This window comes from Fructilactobacillus hinvesii (genome assembly GCF_024029435.1).
Lineage (GTDB): Bacteria > Bacillota > Bacilli > Lactobacillales > Lactobacillaceae > Fructilactobacillus > Fructilactobacillus hinvesii.
Genome location: NZ_CP097118.1, coordinates 93632 through 109543 on the forward strand (window position 1 = coordinate 93632; position 15912 = coordinate 109543).

Below are 15912 nucleotides of genomic sequence, written 5' to 3' on the forward strand. Positions count from 1 at the left end.
TTACTGTTTACTCCAAGCCTTCAGGTACCGATCGTAAGCCGGACCCGGCTCTGGACTCTGATTAATTGGGCGACCAACTACAATCGCCGTTGCCCCGTCATGACGAGCCGTTTGCGGAGTGGCCACTCGTTGTTGATCTCCGGCAGCATCACTTTGTAACCGAATGCCAGGGACGACGTATTCAAAATCTACGCCGACCTGATCTACCAACGCCGGTAATTCTAGCGCCGATGTAATTACCCCATCACAACCAGCTTGCTGAGCCAGATGTGCTAGTGAAACCACCTGGTCCGTCATATCTAACCGGCAGTTTTGTTCATTTTGTAATCCTGCTGGAGAGATGGAGGTTAATTCCGTGACTCCCAACAAATGGGGCACTGCGGCTCGGGCACGTTTGGCACCCGTAGTTAAACCCCGTTTGGCGGCTTGAATCATCGTAGCTCCTCCCAGTGTATGAATCGTCACGTAATTAACGCCAAGTTCTCCTAATTGTGAAAGAGCTCGCTCCACCGTATTGGGAATGTCAAACAGCTTGAGGTCGAGAAAAATTGCACAGCCTAGTTGCTGAATGGCCTTCACCACGGCTGGTCCATAGCGATAAAAGAGTTCCATCCCAATTTTCACCGTCAACTGCTCGGGATGCGGAAACTGCTTTAAAAAGGTTTCTACTTCTGCTTGCGTTTGAAAATCGAGGGCAATCATCAACGGGTGTTTCGGTTGCGAGTTCGTCATTAGTACCTCCCATGGTGGCTGGGTTCAAAAAAGTCCAAATAAAAAGAGCCTTCCCCTTGGTAGAGAAAGCCCCTGGTTACTGGTTAATTAACTTGTGATTTAATCTGGCTTCTCTGAACCATTTAATTAGTTTATCGCATTATAATATAAAAACGGACGTTGTACAAACCAAATCTTTGTGGCACACTAAATAAAAAAACAAATAATTGGGATCCGTGAATTCCAGTTTGGAGGATTAGTATGACAGATACGCAGCAACCGCACGCTCCCATGACAGCCAATCAGAAATTAGTTTTATTTTCCGCTAGTTCTGGTTTTGGTCTGGAAAACATGGACGTGCTTTTTCTTTCCTTTACCCTGAGTTCCATCATTACCACTATGCACGTGTCACCTGGAGCAGCTGGGTTGATTGGAACCATTACCAACTGGGGGATGCTAATTGGTGGGATCTTGTTTGGAATGCTTGGTGATAAGTTGGGGCGGGTCAAAGTCTTTACCCATACCATCTTCGTCTTTGCTCTAGCAACCGCCCTAATGAGCATTGCCACTAACATCTATTGGATTTACCTTTTCCGGTTGCTTGCTGGAATTGGAGCCGGTGGTGAATACGGAATTGGGATTACTTTGATTGCGGAAGCTTTTCCCAAACGCAACCTCGGCAAGCTCTCCTCCATCGCTGCCATCGGGGGCCAAATTGGAGCAGTGGCAGCTGCCGTTTTAGCTGCCCTTGTGATTCCGCGGTTTGGCTGGCACGCTCTGTATCTCTTTGGCCTCTTACCAATTGCGCTGGTCTTTCTAGTACGGAGGAATTTAAAGGAATCACCTGCCTTTCTCGCCGAACACCAGCGCCAGACCATGTCGCCACTAACGGCCATTCACCGCTACATGTTTGCTAATGCCAAGACCACCTGGACGACGATCGGTCTCATGATTATGACCACGGTTCAAATCGCTGGCTACTTTGGGTTAATGAACTGGTTACCAACGATTGTCCAAAAGCAAAGTCATCTTAACGTGGCGGGGTCTTCGTTATGGATGCTAGCAACTATCGGAGGCATGAGCGTGGGAATGCTAACCTTTGGGACCTTCCTCGATTGGCTGGGTCCTCGGTTAGCCTTTGGCATTTTCTTACTGGCTTCGGCTGGACTAGTTTATAGTATTGCCCTCGCACACTCCACCGGTCTCTTGTTAATCATCGGGGCCATTGTTGGCTTCTTTTCCAACGGGATGTATGGTGGCTACGGAGCGGTTGTCAGTCAACTCTATCCAACGGCAGTCCGTTCCAGTGCCAACAATATTATTGTTGGGGTGGGGCGAGCCGTAGGGGGCATGTCTTCCCTAGTAATCGGATTATTAATGGAACACTTTAACTTAATCGTCGTCATGCTGTTCCTCTCGGTACTCTACCTGATTAGCTTCGTCACAATGCTGACCATTCCAGGGCTCAAACAAAAAGCTTAAAAAAAGGTCATCCCACACTGGAGATGGCCTTTTAATATTTTCGCACCGTGGGCGGTGTGTAGTTGTTAATAAAATCAGTAATTTGTGGGAGGGACTGGGCAAAACACAGTTTAGCTCGATCCGCGGCCGTTAAGAATTCGTTTTGCACCATGGCACTAATCATTTCCCGTAAAGGTGCGTAATAGTTGTTGACGTTATACAGAATGCAAGGGTTGGGATTGGCCCCGATTCTCGTCCAAGAATAGGCTTCCACAATTTCTTCCAGCGTCCCTGGTCCTCCCGGTAAGGCGATGCAAGCATCCGCCGCTTCCAACATCCGTTGCTTTCGCACGGACATATTCTGAACCACCTGCAAATTATGCAGGATTTTTAAGGCTGCTCCCCGCTCAACCAGTGCTCTGGGCATGATCCCCAGCACTTCCCCACCGTCATCTAACACGGTTTGGGCAAACAGACCCATCAGACCAACGCCACCTCCACCATAGACCAGGGTTAGCTTGTTTTTTACAAGCCAATGAGCCAATTCCACCGTGGTCGCTTGATATTCCGGTTGATTACCGGGGGCTGCCCCACAGTACACCGCAACTGCTTTAATTTTCATAATGGACGTCCTTTCCGGTCTCCCATGTGGTTAGCTCAGAGATAGCTGGCCGGTGGCAACCGTGACAACGGCTCCAACTGCCGCTAACGTAATCAAAAGCATTAACCCAATTTCTCGTTTCGATAAGTCCCGGTGCTGTTCTTTAGCAGCACGTATGTAGAAAACAAAGCCCAGTACATACGCAATCGTACATAACCACAGATACTGCAAACCGGCCAAAGTAATCCCAATCACTTCAAAGCCCAAGGCCACCATGCCGGGAAGCATCAAGCCAAGCGAGCGCCGGTGCCATCCCACCTTCACCTGAAATGCTGCCACAAGGGCGTAACAAACCACAATTGCCGCCGTACACAAAGAAATGGCAAAGTTATAGGCTTGGGTGGAAAATAACAGTGAGATTAAAAAGAGTTGCAGGAGAATCTGAGTCATCCACAAAGCGTGCGCCGGTGAATTCTTCTGGTTCATCACCCCAAACCAGTGGGGCAACAGTCCCTTCTCTGCCATCTGAGTGGTAGCCTCGACCGGCAACATCGTCCAGGATAACCACGCTCCCGTAATCGTGATGATTAAAGAGATGCTTACCAGAGCACCCCCTACCGGACCAATCATATCCTGTACGACATAGGTAAGGGCAGGATTACTGACGTGGGCTAACTGAGCTTGGGTGAGATAACCATACGGTAACATCGAAATCACCACGTTCAGCGTTAAAAGGGCTAAAAAACCGATGATGGTGGCTTTACTGGCATCCGAACGTTTCCGTGCCCGATCGGTCATCATCGTGGCTCCCTCGATTCCAACAAACACCCACATCATGGTAATGATACACCCCTTGAGTTGGGTAAAAATTCCCTGCGCCGTGGCTGGGTAATAACGGAAGTTCTGCGTAAAGTTGGCCCAGAAATGCGCCGTAAACACTCCGGTCTTAAACAGAACGATCCCCAGCAGGATAAAGGCGACCAGCGGAATTAGTTTTAAAATGGTAATAATTACATTAATTGAAGTGGCCAGCTCAATTCCATTAATTACTAATAAAGTGAGGGCCCAGGAAATACCGGAGGCCGTCACGACTGCCGCAACCGAATTGCCACTGCGAAAATTCGGTACAAAGTACCCAATCGCAGACATCATCATGGTGGCAAAAGCAACACTGCCGACCCAGGATGAGAGCCAGTAACCCCACCCAGACAGAAAACCAGCAAAATTACCAAATCCCGTTTGGGCGTACTCAACCATCCCGTTCAGCTCCGGCTGGGTTTCATTCAAGGACTTAAAACTCCAGGTGAGTCCCAAAATTCCAATGCCAACAATCAACCAGGCTACCAAGGCGGGTCCTGGCGTCGAAACGGCTGCTAACTGAGCACTTGCGTTATAGATACCGGCTCCAATCGCCGCACTAATCACCAACATGATGAGGCCGACGAGTGACACTCCGGGTTGTTTTTGTTTCAACAATTCCGCTTCCTTTCAAATTCGTAAAATTCAGAATAACCTTTATTATACCGAAGTTAGACCCGAGTTTAAAATAGGGAAACTTCAATCAATTTCTGCTTAACTAAAAAACGCTCCTCAATTGAGGAGCGTTTTTGCTTATTGCTGAATTCGATCTTCGTGTCGTTGTGTATATTGTAAAAGATAAATGGCGATAATTACCATGATGGCTCCCACCACTTCGGCTAAACTCAGTGCTTCTTTAAAGAAAATCACACTCAAAATGAAGGTCGATACGGGTTGTAAGGCATCCATCAAACTAATGTTTTCAGATGACGTAAACCGAGAAGCGTAGATTAAGGTGGAGAAGGTTAGTAACGTTCCAAAGAAGATAATTCCTAAGACTCCTAACACTGCACCTGCACTCAACGGCGGCACATTCTTCCACACCGGATGGTTTAGGTTAAAGGCCAAGCTGGCAATTAACGTTCCCCATCCCATCACCACGATGGGTGGATTAGTTTTACCTAGGGGACGAGGAAGCACCACGTATAACGCCGCTGTCACTCCAGTTACTAATCCCCAGAGAAAGGAATCCAATGGAATGGATAACTGGCTCAAATCACCCTTAGTAATTGAAAGCACTACCCCGATGATGGCAATCACAAAGACCACTAAATCCATCTTGACCGGTTTTCTGTGTTCAAAGATAAATCCCCCAATTACGATGAATAGGGGAGCGAGGTACTGCAAAATGGTCGTGGCAGCTGCATTCCCCGTTTGAATACTAACGTAGAAACTCCCCATGTTAGCCGCTAATCCAAATAATCCGTAACAGATTAAAATTCCAATTGACTTCCAACTCTTAAAAATATCAAAAATTCGGCCCCGATAAATGATGGCACTGGCCAGAATTAAAATTAAGCCCGCCCCAGTTGTCCGCGCCGACAAAAACCAATCCGCCGGGATGGCTTCGTTTTGGGAAACAAACTGGGTAATGACTCCGGCAATTCCCCAGGAAACGGAGGCGAGTCCTGCCAGTAAAATTCCCTTCATGTTGTTGCTGAGTTTGCGATACCATGTAAACATTCATTTTCCCCTTATCGTGTTTATAGTTCTTCTAGTTTGGTCTGAGCGCGTGCCAAGACCTCCGCGGAAACCGTTGCCGGTAAAAAGCGCGCCATCGGTTGATACTGATGTCGTTTTTTAAACGGCACGTCAGTGGCAGCCACAATGGCAATCCGCATGTGATTCTCAGTTATAAAAATCTGACCCAGACCCTGGTAGTGACCCTTGGTGTGTTTGCCAATCCGCCACTCATGAAGTTTAAACTGCCCAGTCTGATCCGTTTTAATTTTGTACAGTCCGTTTTCCGTTTGCGCCACCGGCACACCCACGAAACGTAAAACCTTGTACTGTTGCGCCATAATTTACTCCGTCATGCGGGCGGCTTGATCTGCCTTGCGCCGGTAATTTTGCAAAATATAGATGGCAATGATAACCAGAACGGAGCCCACGATTTCCATGAAACTAATCTGGGTGTGCAAGAAGATGATACTCAATGCAAAGGTCATCACGGGTTGCACCGCATCTACCAGACTGACGTCTTCTGAGCTGGCAAAGTGCATACTGTGCAATAAGCAGGCAAACGGTAGGACCGTTCCAAAGATCACAATGGCCGCGATCCCCAGAACACTCCCGGTCGTTAGGTGGGGCACGTTTTCCCAGACTGGTTGGTGCAGGTTAAAGAAGAAACCGGCAATCAACGTTCCCCAACCAAGCACCGTTAACGGTGAGTTCTTTTCCATTAAAGGCCGTGGAATCACCACGTAACAAGCGGCGGTAATCCCAGAGATAATTCCCCAAAATAACGAAACCGGGGGAATCGATAGTTGACTGATGTCTCCCTTGGTAATCGAGAGCACCACTCCAACCAAGGCGATTACAAAGACCAAGATGTCCACCTTATTGGGGATTTTGTGCTTAAAGATGAAACCTCCCAACAAGATGAACAGCGGTGCCAGGTACTGCAAGATGGTTGCAGAAGCTGCATTTCCCGTTTGAACACTTAAAAAGAACGACAACAGGTTGGCACCTAGTCCTAAAATGGCATACCCAAAGATTAACAGGATCGAGTGAACGTCCCGGAAGACGCCAAAGATCTTGCCCCGGTATAAAATTGCACTGATAAACAGCAAAATCACTCCCGAAAAGAGCGTTCGCACCGACAAAAACCATGGCGCCGGGATGTTAGCGTTCTGCGAGACAAACTGGAGAATTGTTCCAGAAATCCCCCAAAAGGCGGACGCGAGGGTGGCCCAAAAGATTCCCTTCATAATGTTTTGGTGTTTTGCTTGTGGTTGTTTTTCCATGCTAATTCCCCTTCAACCTTAAAATTTCCAATACTTTTATCATACGCTTTTTTCGCCCAAATTGCTGGATTCATTAGACAAAAAATAAGCCCCGCCGAAGCAAGACTTATTTTTAGTTATTCTGCATCCGCTTCAGAAGTTTTCTGCTGCGAAGTAGGAGTTGGATACGTTAATTTAACTGCTGCAGGCATCAGCACTGGCAGAATGATGACTAAGATCAAGAGCCCCACAATCACAGCAATGGCCACTTGAATCAGAGTCAAGACTCCAGATGGAATCAAGGCCGCAAAGGTCCCACCTAAAATCAAGGCCGCCGAGAGCACTACGACCCCAATAAATTTCGAGGACTCAATGATCCGTTCAGCAGGACTAGCACCTGGAACCGTCTGGTACTTCCGCATCAAGAAGATGCTGTAGTCCACTCCAAGGGCAATGATCATGATGAAGGCAAAGAACGGTGTGTTCCAAGTCAACATGGTCCGACCAAGAACTAACGTACTAATCCACCGGGTAATCATCAAGGAAGAGAAGTAAGCTAACAACAGCGTTCCTTCAATGTAAAGCGGTTGTAAGATGGACCGGGTTACAAAGATTAGCGCAACTAGGATTCCAACTAACATAATGACTGCCGTCCGGAAGAAGTCTCCAGATGCAATCGTTTGGGTATCAGAAATCAAAGCACTTTGCCCGTTAACGGCAACCGTTGCCTTTGAAAGGTCACTCCCCTTCAGGTTTTGTTTAACCTGATTTTGAATGTCATTAACGGTCTTCATGGCCTGGGCACTCGATGGGTTCTGGTTTAAGACGACCGTAATCTTCGTGATTTTTTCGTTTCCAGACAGGTAGTTATTGACCGCCTGCTTAAATTCGCCACTGTTCAAGACTTGGTCGGGAATAAAGAAGGTTTGCCCGGCTGCCGAACCCTGAACGGAAGTCAGGTAGTCGTTGGCCTGCCCCACTCCACCAGAGATTTGGCTTAAGCCTTGTTGGGCCTTTTCGGTTTGGGCCTGGAGAGCTTTGAGTTGTTCTCCCAGCGTCTGGGCGTTGTTGCCAATGCTTTGCGTGTCGCTGGCAATTCCATTCAGTTGCCCGCTGACGTTACTTTGACTTGCTTGCGCCTGTTGCAAAGCTCCAGCAATGATTTGTAACTGCGCCTGGTTCAACGGTGAACCCATGGCCGTAGCTTTTTGCTGCATAGCAGCAACGACTTGGTCCCCAGTCATCTGGTTGCCTGCCGTCGACTGAATCGTTTGTAACTTTTGACCAATATCCTGAGCCGATTCGCCGATGGCCTTTAATTGGTCAGCGTTAAAGCCTTGACCACCACCCCCGGCTTGAATCTGTTGTAATCCTTGCCCGGCTTGGTTCATCTTCCCCGTCAGGGTTTGAAGTTGATCGTTAAGGTACAGTTGCTTGATTGGTTGCCCGCTGGGTTGGGTAACCGAAGCAACAGTAGCGACGTCCTTACGACTCCGCAACTGATTAGTAATCTCATCAATCTTCATTAAATCAGCCTGATTCTTCAACGAATGATCAGACTTAATGTAAATCGTGGACGGTTCAGCCGTCCCCTTCGTAAAGTGCTTTTCAACCACGTTCAGTCCTTGCTTAGACGGAATTTGATTGTTTAATTCTGCCGAAGTGTCATAACTCAGGTTACCGTGTCCAAAGAAAATTAATGGCAAGAGCACGACTAGTACAATCACTACGGCTGGCACCGCAAACTGAACGGAGCGCTTGGAAAGCCAACCCCAGAGTCGGCTGTTTTGCGCCTGGGCCCCCAAATTCTTGTTGGGCCAGTACATTTTTGGTCCCAATACGGCCATGAAGAATGGGTTCAAAGTCAAGAGCACGAGCAGTAACACGATGACTCCTACGGCCACCGCAAATCCAGACCGGTACACGGAGAACTTCGCTAACCCAAGGGCCGCAAATCCAATTAACACGGAAATTCCGCTATCTAGGATGGTTCGTCCCGCTACCTTCCGGGCTGCCACCGTAGCTTTAACTTGATCCATCCCCTTGGCCAAGTTTTCCTTAAACTGGTTATACAACAGGATGTTGTAGTCAGTCCCAATTCCAAACAAGACCACCACAATGAAAACCTGAGTAAAGTTTGAAAGTGGAAAGTTAAAGTATTTCACGAGGTTCATAACCACGCTGAGGGAGACAATAAAGGAAACCCCCACGGTCAGTAAGGAAATCAACGGCACAATTGGGGACCGGAAGACGAGAATTAACACAATCAAAATGAAGATAGTGGCAATAATTTCAGTCTTCTTAATTCCCGATACCATTGAGAGCCGCATGTCATCGTTTAGGACGTCTGCTCCGGTTACATATGAGCGAACCCCACTAACCTTGCCGCCATCCTTCAGTTTTTGGTTCATCTTTTCAACCGAATCATGCTTCGAAACGTTGAGCTGGACGATTTCGGTTGATTTATCCTTCGACAGCAGCTGTTTCTTAGCTACCGGCGTATTCGTAATCGACGTGACGCTCTTAATTCCGTAATCGTCAGATTTTTGTTCTAAATGATGCACTCGTTGGTCAATTCGTTGTTGTTGCCCCTTGGTAATTGGCTGATCGCCATTGTTATATACCAAGACCACCTGACGGGTGTTACTAATGTGGCGTCCCCAGTGCTTTTGCATGTTGCTAGCCACTTGACTCTGCATGTTCGCCGGGATCTTAGTTTGCCCCTTTTCGGCCTGCAAACTTCCCGTATTCGGAAGAAAGAGAACCGCAGCTAAGACAGCGATGAGCCACAGTAGCGCAATGCCACTGTATTTCTTAACAAACTTATTCATCGTGAAGCTCCTCCTGTTGATTTTTTGTCAACGATAGTAGTTGAAATGGCGCCATTTGTTGCAAATTGGCAATGATCTCGGCCACCACGATTGGGGGCTCTGGGTGTGGTTTTTTAATCCAGTACACAATCACGCCCATGATTTCATCAATGATGAACTCCCGCACGTAGTCCAGGGGAATCGTCTTGGGTCCGTGCACGTGATTGCCAAACTGCGTTAATGCCGCATCCAAGTCAGCAAAAACCACTTGTTTAATCCGATTCAAAAAATACGGATCCCCTTGTTCACCCAGTAAAGCCGCAATTAAACGTTGATTGGCGTAAAAGTTTTTGAGCGTCTCTGTAATAAACGAGGCCGTGGTAGGCGCTGCTCCAACGAGCCATTTCATCGCATCCGGCATAATTTGATTTAAATCAGTCTGCAATTTTTGCAACAACTCATTTTCTAGTTGGTTGACTAAATCGGCTTTATCCAGGTAGTGCGTATAAAATGTCCCCCGCCCAATTCCGGCGGTGCGGGTAATATCCGTCACGTTGAGATTTTGCAATCCCTTTTCATGGATTAACTGAATCAATGCCTCCTGAATGTCAGCGACCGTACTGGTTTTACGCGTTTGTTTTGCCATCACCTGTCCCCCCTTTTTCCGTCATATCAAATTCCATTTTACTCACTTTTGTTATCAAGTCAACACGGTGTTCAATTAATTTTTTTAAAAAAGCAACCTTCCTAAAAAGAAGATTGCTTGTGAACCGGAAGGGCCAGGATAAAGACGGTACTTAAAACCAATAATCCCCCGATGATTTCGGCCCCGTTAAAACTGGTGTTAAAGAACCACACCGTCCCTAGGGTCGCAGATAATGGTTCGAAGGTATCCAGTAACCCGGCCGTAGTCGGTGAGATATAGTGCAAACTGGAGATGAAACAAATAAAGGCCAGCATCGTCCCAAAGAGAACAATAAAGCCGACGCCCAGCACCACGCCGACGCTAAAGTGTGGGGGTTGCACCCAGACGGGATGAATGCAACTAAAAATCAATCCGCCGATTAACATCGACCAGCCAATCACCACCAGGGTATTGTAATGTTGAATCAATTTCACCGGGAGCATGGTTTGCAGGGCTCCGGCCAACGCAACCAATAACCCTAGTCCAAAAGCGGTCGGACTAATCGCCAGCTTGGTGAGGTCTCCCTTAGTGACAAGGAGCCAAGTTCCGAGTAAAGCCACCACGACCGCAATTGCTTCTGGGCGAGTTGGTAATTCTCGGTAAACGAGGGCCGTTAAGATCACGATCATGACGGTCCCGAGGCTCTGCATGATGGTGGCAGTGGCGGGATTACTGGCCCGCACCGTCAGTAAGAATAGGTACTGCACCCCGGTGAGCCCCAGCAACGCGTAACATAGCAACGTGAACCAGGTCTTTTTATTCCAAATTGTGAAAATGGGTTGGTGCTGAAAAACGCGCACAAAGAAAAGGATTAAAATGCCTGACACAAGCATTTTAATCCCCATGAGCCATTCGGTAGAAAAGCTCCGATCTTGATAGAGAAATTCGGAAACAGGTCCCTGAATTCCCCACATCAAGGCTCCGGCAATGGCCAGCACAACTCCCCAGTATTTTTTCTGGTTAGTCATTCTACCTCCATTATTGATTAATTTACATGATGATTATTGGTCTTCGTAGCCATTTGGATGTTTTTGTTTCCACGTCCAGGCCGTTTTGATGATGTCTTCCACGTTATCGTACTTCGGCTTCCAGCCCAGTACTTCGCGAGCTTTACTACTATCCGCTACTAACGTATCCGGATCGCCACCCCGGCGTGGGGCAATTTCAGCTGGGATTTCCTGACCGGTGACCTTCCGGGCGGCGTCAAGAATTTCCTTATTCGAAAATCCGGTTGAGGAACCCAGGTTAAAGACGTCACTGGCATGCCCCTGCTTCAGGTATTCCATCGCTAGAATGTGGGCATCCGCGAGGTCCAAAATGTGAATGTAGTCCCGCACGTTGGTTCCATCCGGCGTATCGTAGTCGTCACCAAAGATTTTAAGCTGATCTTGTTGACCTGCAGCTACCTTCAACACAATCGGAATCAAGTGCGTTTCTGGGTGATGATCTTCCCCAATTGATCCATCAGCTTTGGCACCGGCCGCGTTAAAGTAGCGCAGCGCCACGGAATGAATCCCATCGGCTTGTTCCACCCACTTCATGATGTGTTCCATCATTAACTTACTTTCTCCGTATGGGTTGATGGGTTCCTTGCGGTCGGCTTCATGAATCGGAATCCGTTCTGGGTTTCCGTACGTCGCTGCCGTTGATGAAAAGACCACGTACTTCACGCCGGCCCGTTTCATGGCTTCTAACAGTACAATCATCCCGATCACATTGTTGTCGAAGTACTTCAACGGTTTCTTCATTGATTCCGGAACCAACGAAAAAGCGTCCATGTGAATCACAGCATCGATGTCTTCTTTGGCAAATAAATCGTCTAAGAAGTGGGCATCGCGCGTGTCGCCTTCGTAAAAACGAGCTTGCGGATGCACCGCGGCCCGGTGTCCCGTAGACAGGTTATCGGCGACGACCACGTCATATCCTTCGCTAATCAAGCGATCTACCATGTGAGAACCGATGTAACCGGCTCCTCCAGCAACTAAAACTGCCATTAACGCTACTCCTTTACTAAATCTTGGTACTCGGTAAACTTCTGAAAGAACATTTGGGAATAGGAACAAACCGGCTTAATCCAGTAGTGGTGCTTACGAGCGTAATCAGCCACGGCAACCATTAACTTACCAGCCACCCCTTGTCCCCGTAGGCTTGGGTCCACAAAGGTATGATTAATGGATACAACGTCATCTTTAATTGTAAATGTGACTTCAGCCACCATGTTACCAGCGGCATCGTTTTGATAAAACCGCCCTGGACTAGCTAAAAATTTCATTGGTTGAACCTCCCTTAGTTGTTTACCCGTATTATATCATACCTATTTCTTTCACCAGCAAAGCAGGCCAAGCGTTATCAGACCGGCGCTCGTTGACTATTAACTGATTAATAACTATAATTTGGATTGAATTATTACTCTTAATCGACTTTGTTGAGGAGATTACTATATGAATAACACTGAAATCATGGCAAGTTACACGGACTGGAAACAAGCGGAAAACATGCCAACGGACTTACGCACTGAACTAGCTGCGATGGCCAATGACCAAGCTGCCATTACCGATGCCTTTGGAACTTCCCTTTCATTTGGAACGGCCGGCATGCGAGGTGTCATCGGTGCTGGAACCAACCGGATGAACATCTTCACCGTTCGCCAAGCGACAGAAGGATTAGCCCAAATGATGGAAACCCTTCCGGCTGCTGACCGCGACCGTGGGGTTGCCATCAGCTTTGATCCGCGGTACAACTCCCGCTTGTTTGCGCATGAGGCAGCGCGCGTTTTAGGCGCCCACGGCATCAAGAGCTTTGTCTTTGATGACATTCGCCCGACGCCAGAACTTTCCTTTGCAGTTCGTCATTTACATACGTATGCAGGAATCATGATTACCGCTAGCCATAACCCGAAACAATACAATGGTTACAAAATCTACGGTCCAGACGGAGGCCAGATGCCCCCCAAGGAATCAGATTTAATGACTACCTATGTGCGGCAGGTTAAGGACCTCTTTGCCATTCCAGTGGCTGCTGAACCAGAGTTACGGAAACAAAAATTATTGCAAATCATCGGCGAAGATGTTGACGTGGCCTACTTAGATCAAATTAAAACCGTCAACGTTAACCACGATTTGATTCAAACGGTCGGAAAAGATCTGAAATTTGTCTACACCCCGTTACACGGAACTGGAAAAATCATTGCCCGCCGCGCCCTTTCTGACGCCGGTTTTCAAAACTACGACGTGGTAACGGCCCAGACAATTGCCGATCCAGAGTTCCCTACGACCCCATTCCCGAACCCCGAATTTGCCCAAACTTTTGATCTGGCCATTGAACTGGGGAACCGGGAAAATGCGGACGTGCTAATTGCCACCGACCCTGATGCAGACCGACTGGGAGCCGCCGTCCGGCAACCAGATGGAACCTACCAACTGATGACCGGAAATCAAATTGCAAGCGTCTTGTTAGACTACATTTTAAAGGCCAAACAAGCTGCCCATGACTTACCAGCCGATGGAATGGTCGTTAAATCAATCGTCTCAACTGAATTAGCCACAGACATTGCTAAGCACTACGGCGTTACCATGAAAAACGTGTTGACCGGGTTTAAGTTCATTGCCGAACAGATTCAGCTCGCAGAAACTAACCACGATCACACCTTCCTCTTTGGCTTTGAGGAAAGCTTTGGGTACCTGATCAAACCGTTTGTCCGGGATAAGGATGCCATTCAGTCCACGATGTTGTTAGCCGAAGTGGCTGCATACTACAAGCAACAGGGGCAAACCCTTTACGACGGCCTGCAAGGATTGTACAAGCAGTACGGTTACTTTGAAGAAGAAACGATTTCCGAAGAATTCGCCGGCTTAGATGGTCAAGCTCAGATGCAACAGTTAATGGAGAACTTCAGAAACCATCCGCTAACCGAATTTAACGGGAGCCAGGTGCTGGCCAGAGAAGACTTCCTAACTTCTGAAAAAACTACTGCCGACGGAACCACCACGCCAATTGATCTTCCCCAATCCAACGTGTTGAAATACTGGTTGGCAGACGGAACTTGGTTGGCTATCCGTCCGTCCGGAACGGAACCAAAGATTAAGTTCTACGTTGGAGTTAAAGCTGATTCTCAAGCAGCAGCCACTGACCGCTTACAAAGTTATGTAGCTGCCATTCACAATGATTTATTGAAGCAATAATCCGCACAACCAAACGCCTCGTTAGTTAGCTAGCGAGGCGTTTTTAGTTGAATTCAATTCTTAATCCACCAAAAAACGAACAATTTAATTGATTCTACCGCTAACTTTAAATAACCTTTCAGTAATAAGCCCCTTTTGTTCTGGAATTGTCTGATTTTCTCTTCCTTTCTTGTTTACAATTATTAATCTTCCTTATAAAATAAATAAGTTAGAAACAAATTTGCCATGGAAAGGGAGTGTAGCAATGACTTTTGAAGAACTAAAAGAATACGGTCAGCTATTCTACCGCGAAAATTATAAACTTGATCGCAACCTGGAGACCAAGGTTTTTAAAATCAATAACATTAAGTCCTATCAACGCGAACCCAATGACGCGGGCGGAACCACTGATTGGACTGATAATCTAATTCTCCTGTACAACCAGCTCCACCAACTTCTAGGAAGTAAGTTTAGCTTTCAACTAAACTTTAAAAAACGGACCATGTCCATCTACTTCGCCATCAAAAAGCCCGTTACCGTTGCTGCCCTCCAAAAGCAGCTCCCCCTAGTGGACGTCTTGGACGTCAAGACCGATGAAGTGTCCTCAATCGCTACCGTGGACATCAGTAAATTCACTACCAACTACGGTCATGCGACCCAGTTGTTTGAAAAAGATCCGTACGCAGACCTTGATCTTAGTGACCTCAGTGAACTCCCGAATCCTGAAACACCAGACACCGACGAAACGCACAAGAAACAGTCAGACGATGAACCTGAAAGCCCTAACGATGACCTAAGTCTAAACGTGGAAACCCTTGATACTGAGATTGATGCCCTAGCTGAACTCCAAGGATTAACCGGTTTAGAGGAAGCCAAACAGCAAATTACTGACATGGTGGCCATCGCCAAGATGAACCAACTCAGAAAGGACCAGGGGTTAAAGGTTCCCGCTGGGCTCAGTAACCACATGATTTTTACCGGTAATCCTGGGACCGGAAAAACAACGGTAGCTAAGTTATTTGCGACAATTCTTTACCAAAACCACATTATTACCGCCAACAAATTGGTTCTTACCGATCGTTCGGACCTCGTCGGTCACTACACCGGAACGACTGCTGATCGCACAAAAAAGGTCATTAAAGCCTCCCTGGGTGGGGTGCTCTTCATCGATGAAGCCTACCAGCTCTCTCATCCAGACAGTCCCACCGACTTTGGTCACGAAGCAATTGACCAACTCATCATTGGGATGGAAAATCACCGAGAGGATTTAATCGTAATTTTAGCCGGCTACACGGACCAAATGGAAACTTTTTTAAATGATAATCCCGGCTTGAGATCCCGGATTCCCAACCGGGTTCATTTTGAAGACTACACCACTGGCGAACTAACTCAAATCATCTTAAACATGATTAGTAAGGAACAAATTGTGACGCTAGAACACTCTAGCTATTTTACAGAAGTGGTTACTAACTTCATCAACCAAAATAGTCCTAGTGGGAACGCCCGGTGGGCTCGCAACGTTTACCAAGCAATGCTGCAGGCCCAGGCGCGGCGCGTGGCTTTTCAACCGCACCCCACGAAACATGACTTGCAAACCATCACGAATGATGATGTCGATGCCGCCCTCATGGCGACTCCGACTAACTAAAATTAGTTGCCAGCAAACTTTTAGTGCCAAACA

The 15912-nt window shown here is 47.4% G+C and carries 14 protein-coding genes; 3 read left to right on the forward strand and 11 right to left on the reverse strand.

The annotated features are described in order from the left end of the window. A complete protein-coding gene (pyrF, locus tag M3M39_RS00480; RefSeq protein ID WP_252797287.1) occupies nt 1-732 on the reverse strand; it encodes an orotidine-5'-phosphate decarboxylase in 732 nt (243 codons plus the stop codon). Nucleotides 733-972: 240 nt separating this feature from the next. Here pyrF and M3M39_RS00485 point away from each other — a divergent pair, with 240 nt between their 5' ends. Then, the gene (locus M3M39_RS00485; protein ID WP_252797288.1) at nt 973-2193 is read left to right on the forward strand and encodes an MFS transporter; all 1221 of its coding nucleotides are present in this window, start codon (nt 973-975) and stop codon (nt 2191-2193) included. Between the two features lie 31 nt (nt 2194-2224). On the opposite strand, the gene M3M39_RS00490 is transcribed toward M3M39_RS00485, so the two are convergent. The 10 genes from M3M39_RS00490 to M3M39_RS00535 all read right to left on the reverse strand — a co-directional run bounded on the left by M3M39_RS00490 (nt 2225) and on the right by M3M39_RS00535 (nt 12343). Next, nucleotides 2225-2794, reverse strand: a complete 570-nt coding sequence (locus M3M39_RS00490) for an LOG family protein (protein ID WP_338028474.1) — start codon at nt 2792-2794, stop codon at nt 2225-2227. Between the two features lie 30 nt (nt 2795-2824). Continuing rightward, the gene (locus tag M3M39_RS00495) at nt 2825-4246 is read right to left on the reverse strand and encodes a basic amino acid/polyamine antiporter (RefSeq protein ID WP_252797289.1); all 1422 of its coding nucleotides are present in this window, start codon (nt 4244-4246) and stop codon (nt 2825-2827) included. Between the two features lie 138 nt (nt 4247-4384). Further along, the gene (locus M3M39_RS00500) at nt 4385-5314 is read right to left on the reverse strand and encodes a DMT family transporter (protein ID WP_252797290.1); all 930 of its coding nucleotides are present in this window, start codon (nt 5312-5314) and stop codon (nt 4385-4387) included. Between the two features lie 20 nt (nt 5315-5334). Further along, nucleotides 5335-5652, reverse strand: coding sequence for a DUF7671 family protein (locus M3M39_RS00505; RefSeq protein WP_252797291.1), 318 nt, complete (start codon nt 5650-5652; stop codon nt 5335-5337). Between the two features lie 3 nt (nt 5653-5655). Then, a complete protein-coding gene (locus tag M3M39_RS00510) occupies nt 5656-6597 on the reverse strand; it encodes a DMT family transporter (RefSeq protein ID WP_252797292.1) in 942 nt (313 codons plus the stop codon). Nucleotides 6598-6713: 116 nt separating this feature from the next. Then, the gene (locus tag M3M39_RS00515) at nt 6714-9407 is read right to left on the reverse strand and encodes an MMPL family transporter (RefSeq protein WP_252797293.1); all 2694 of its coding nucleotides are present in this window, start codon (nt 9405-9407) and stop codon (nt 6714-6716) included. Continuing rightward, nucleotides 9400-10032 (reverse strand): TetR/AcrR family transcriptional regulator, encoded by a 633-nt coding sequence (locus M3M39_RS00520; RefSeq protein WP_252797294.1) that lies wholly within the window; start codon nt 10030-10032, stop codon nt 9400-9402. The genes M3M39_RS00515 and M3M39_RS00520 overlap by 8 nt, the downstream gene beginning before the upstream one ends. A gap of 101 nt (nt 10033-10133) precedes the next feature. Then, a complete protein-coding gene (locus M3M39_RS00525) occupies nt 10134-11039 on the reverse strand; it encodes a DMT family transporter (protein WP_252797295.1) in 906 nt (301 codons plus the stop codon). A 33-nt stretch (nt 11040-11072) separates the two neighbouring features. Then, entirely contained in the window at nt 11073-12065 is a 993-nt protein-coding gene (gene galE / locus M3M39_RS00530; protein ID WP_252797296.1) for a UDP-glucose 4-epimerase GalE, read from the reverse strand. Nucleotides 12066-12070: 5 nt separating this feature from the next. After that, nucleotides 12071-12343, reverse strand: coding sequence for a GNAT family N-acetyltransferase (locus M3M39_RS00535; RefSeq protein WP_252797297.1), 273 nt, complete (start codon nt 12341-12343; stop codon nt 12071-12073). 169 nt (nt 12344-12512) lie between these two features. On the opposite strand from M3M39_RS00535, the gene M3M39_RS00540 reads away from it, so the two are divergent. Further along, nucleotides 12513-14252 (forward strand): phospho-sugar mutase, encoded by a 1740-nt coding sequence (locus tag M3M39_RS00540; RefSeq protein ID WP_252797298.1) that lies wholly within the window; start codon nt 12513-12515, stop codon nt 14250-14252. A gap of 244 nt (nt 14253-14496) precedes the next feature. Next, nucleotides 14497-15879, forward strand: coding sequence for an AAA family ATPase (locus M3M39_RS00545; RefSeq protein ID WP_252797299.1), 1383 nt, complete (start codon nt 14497-14499; stop codon nt 15877-15879). The last annotated feature ends 33 nt before the right edge of the window (nt 15880-15912 follow it).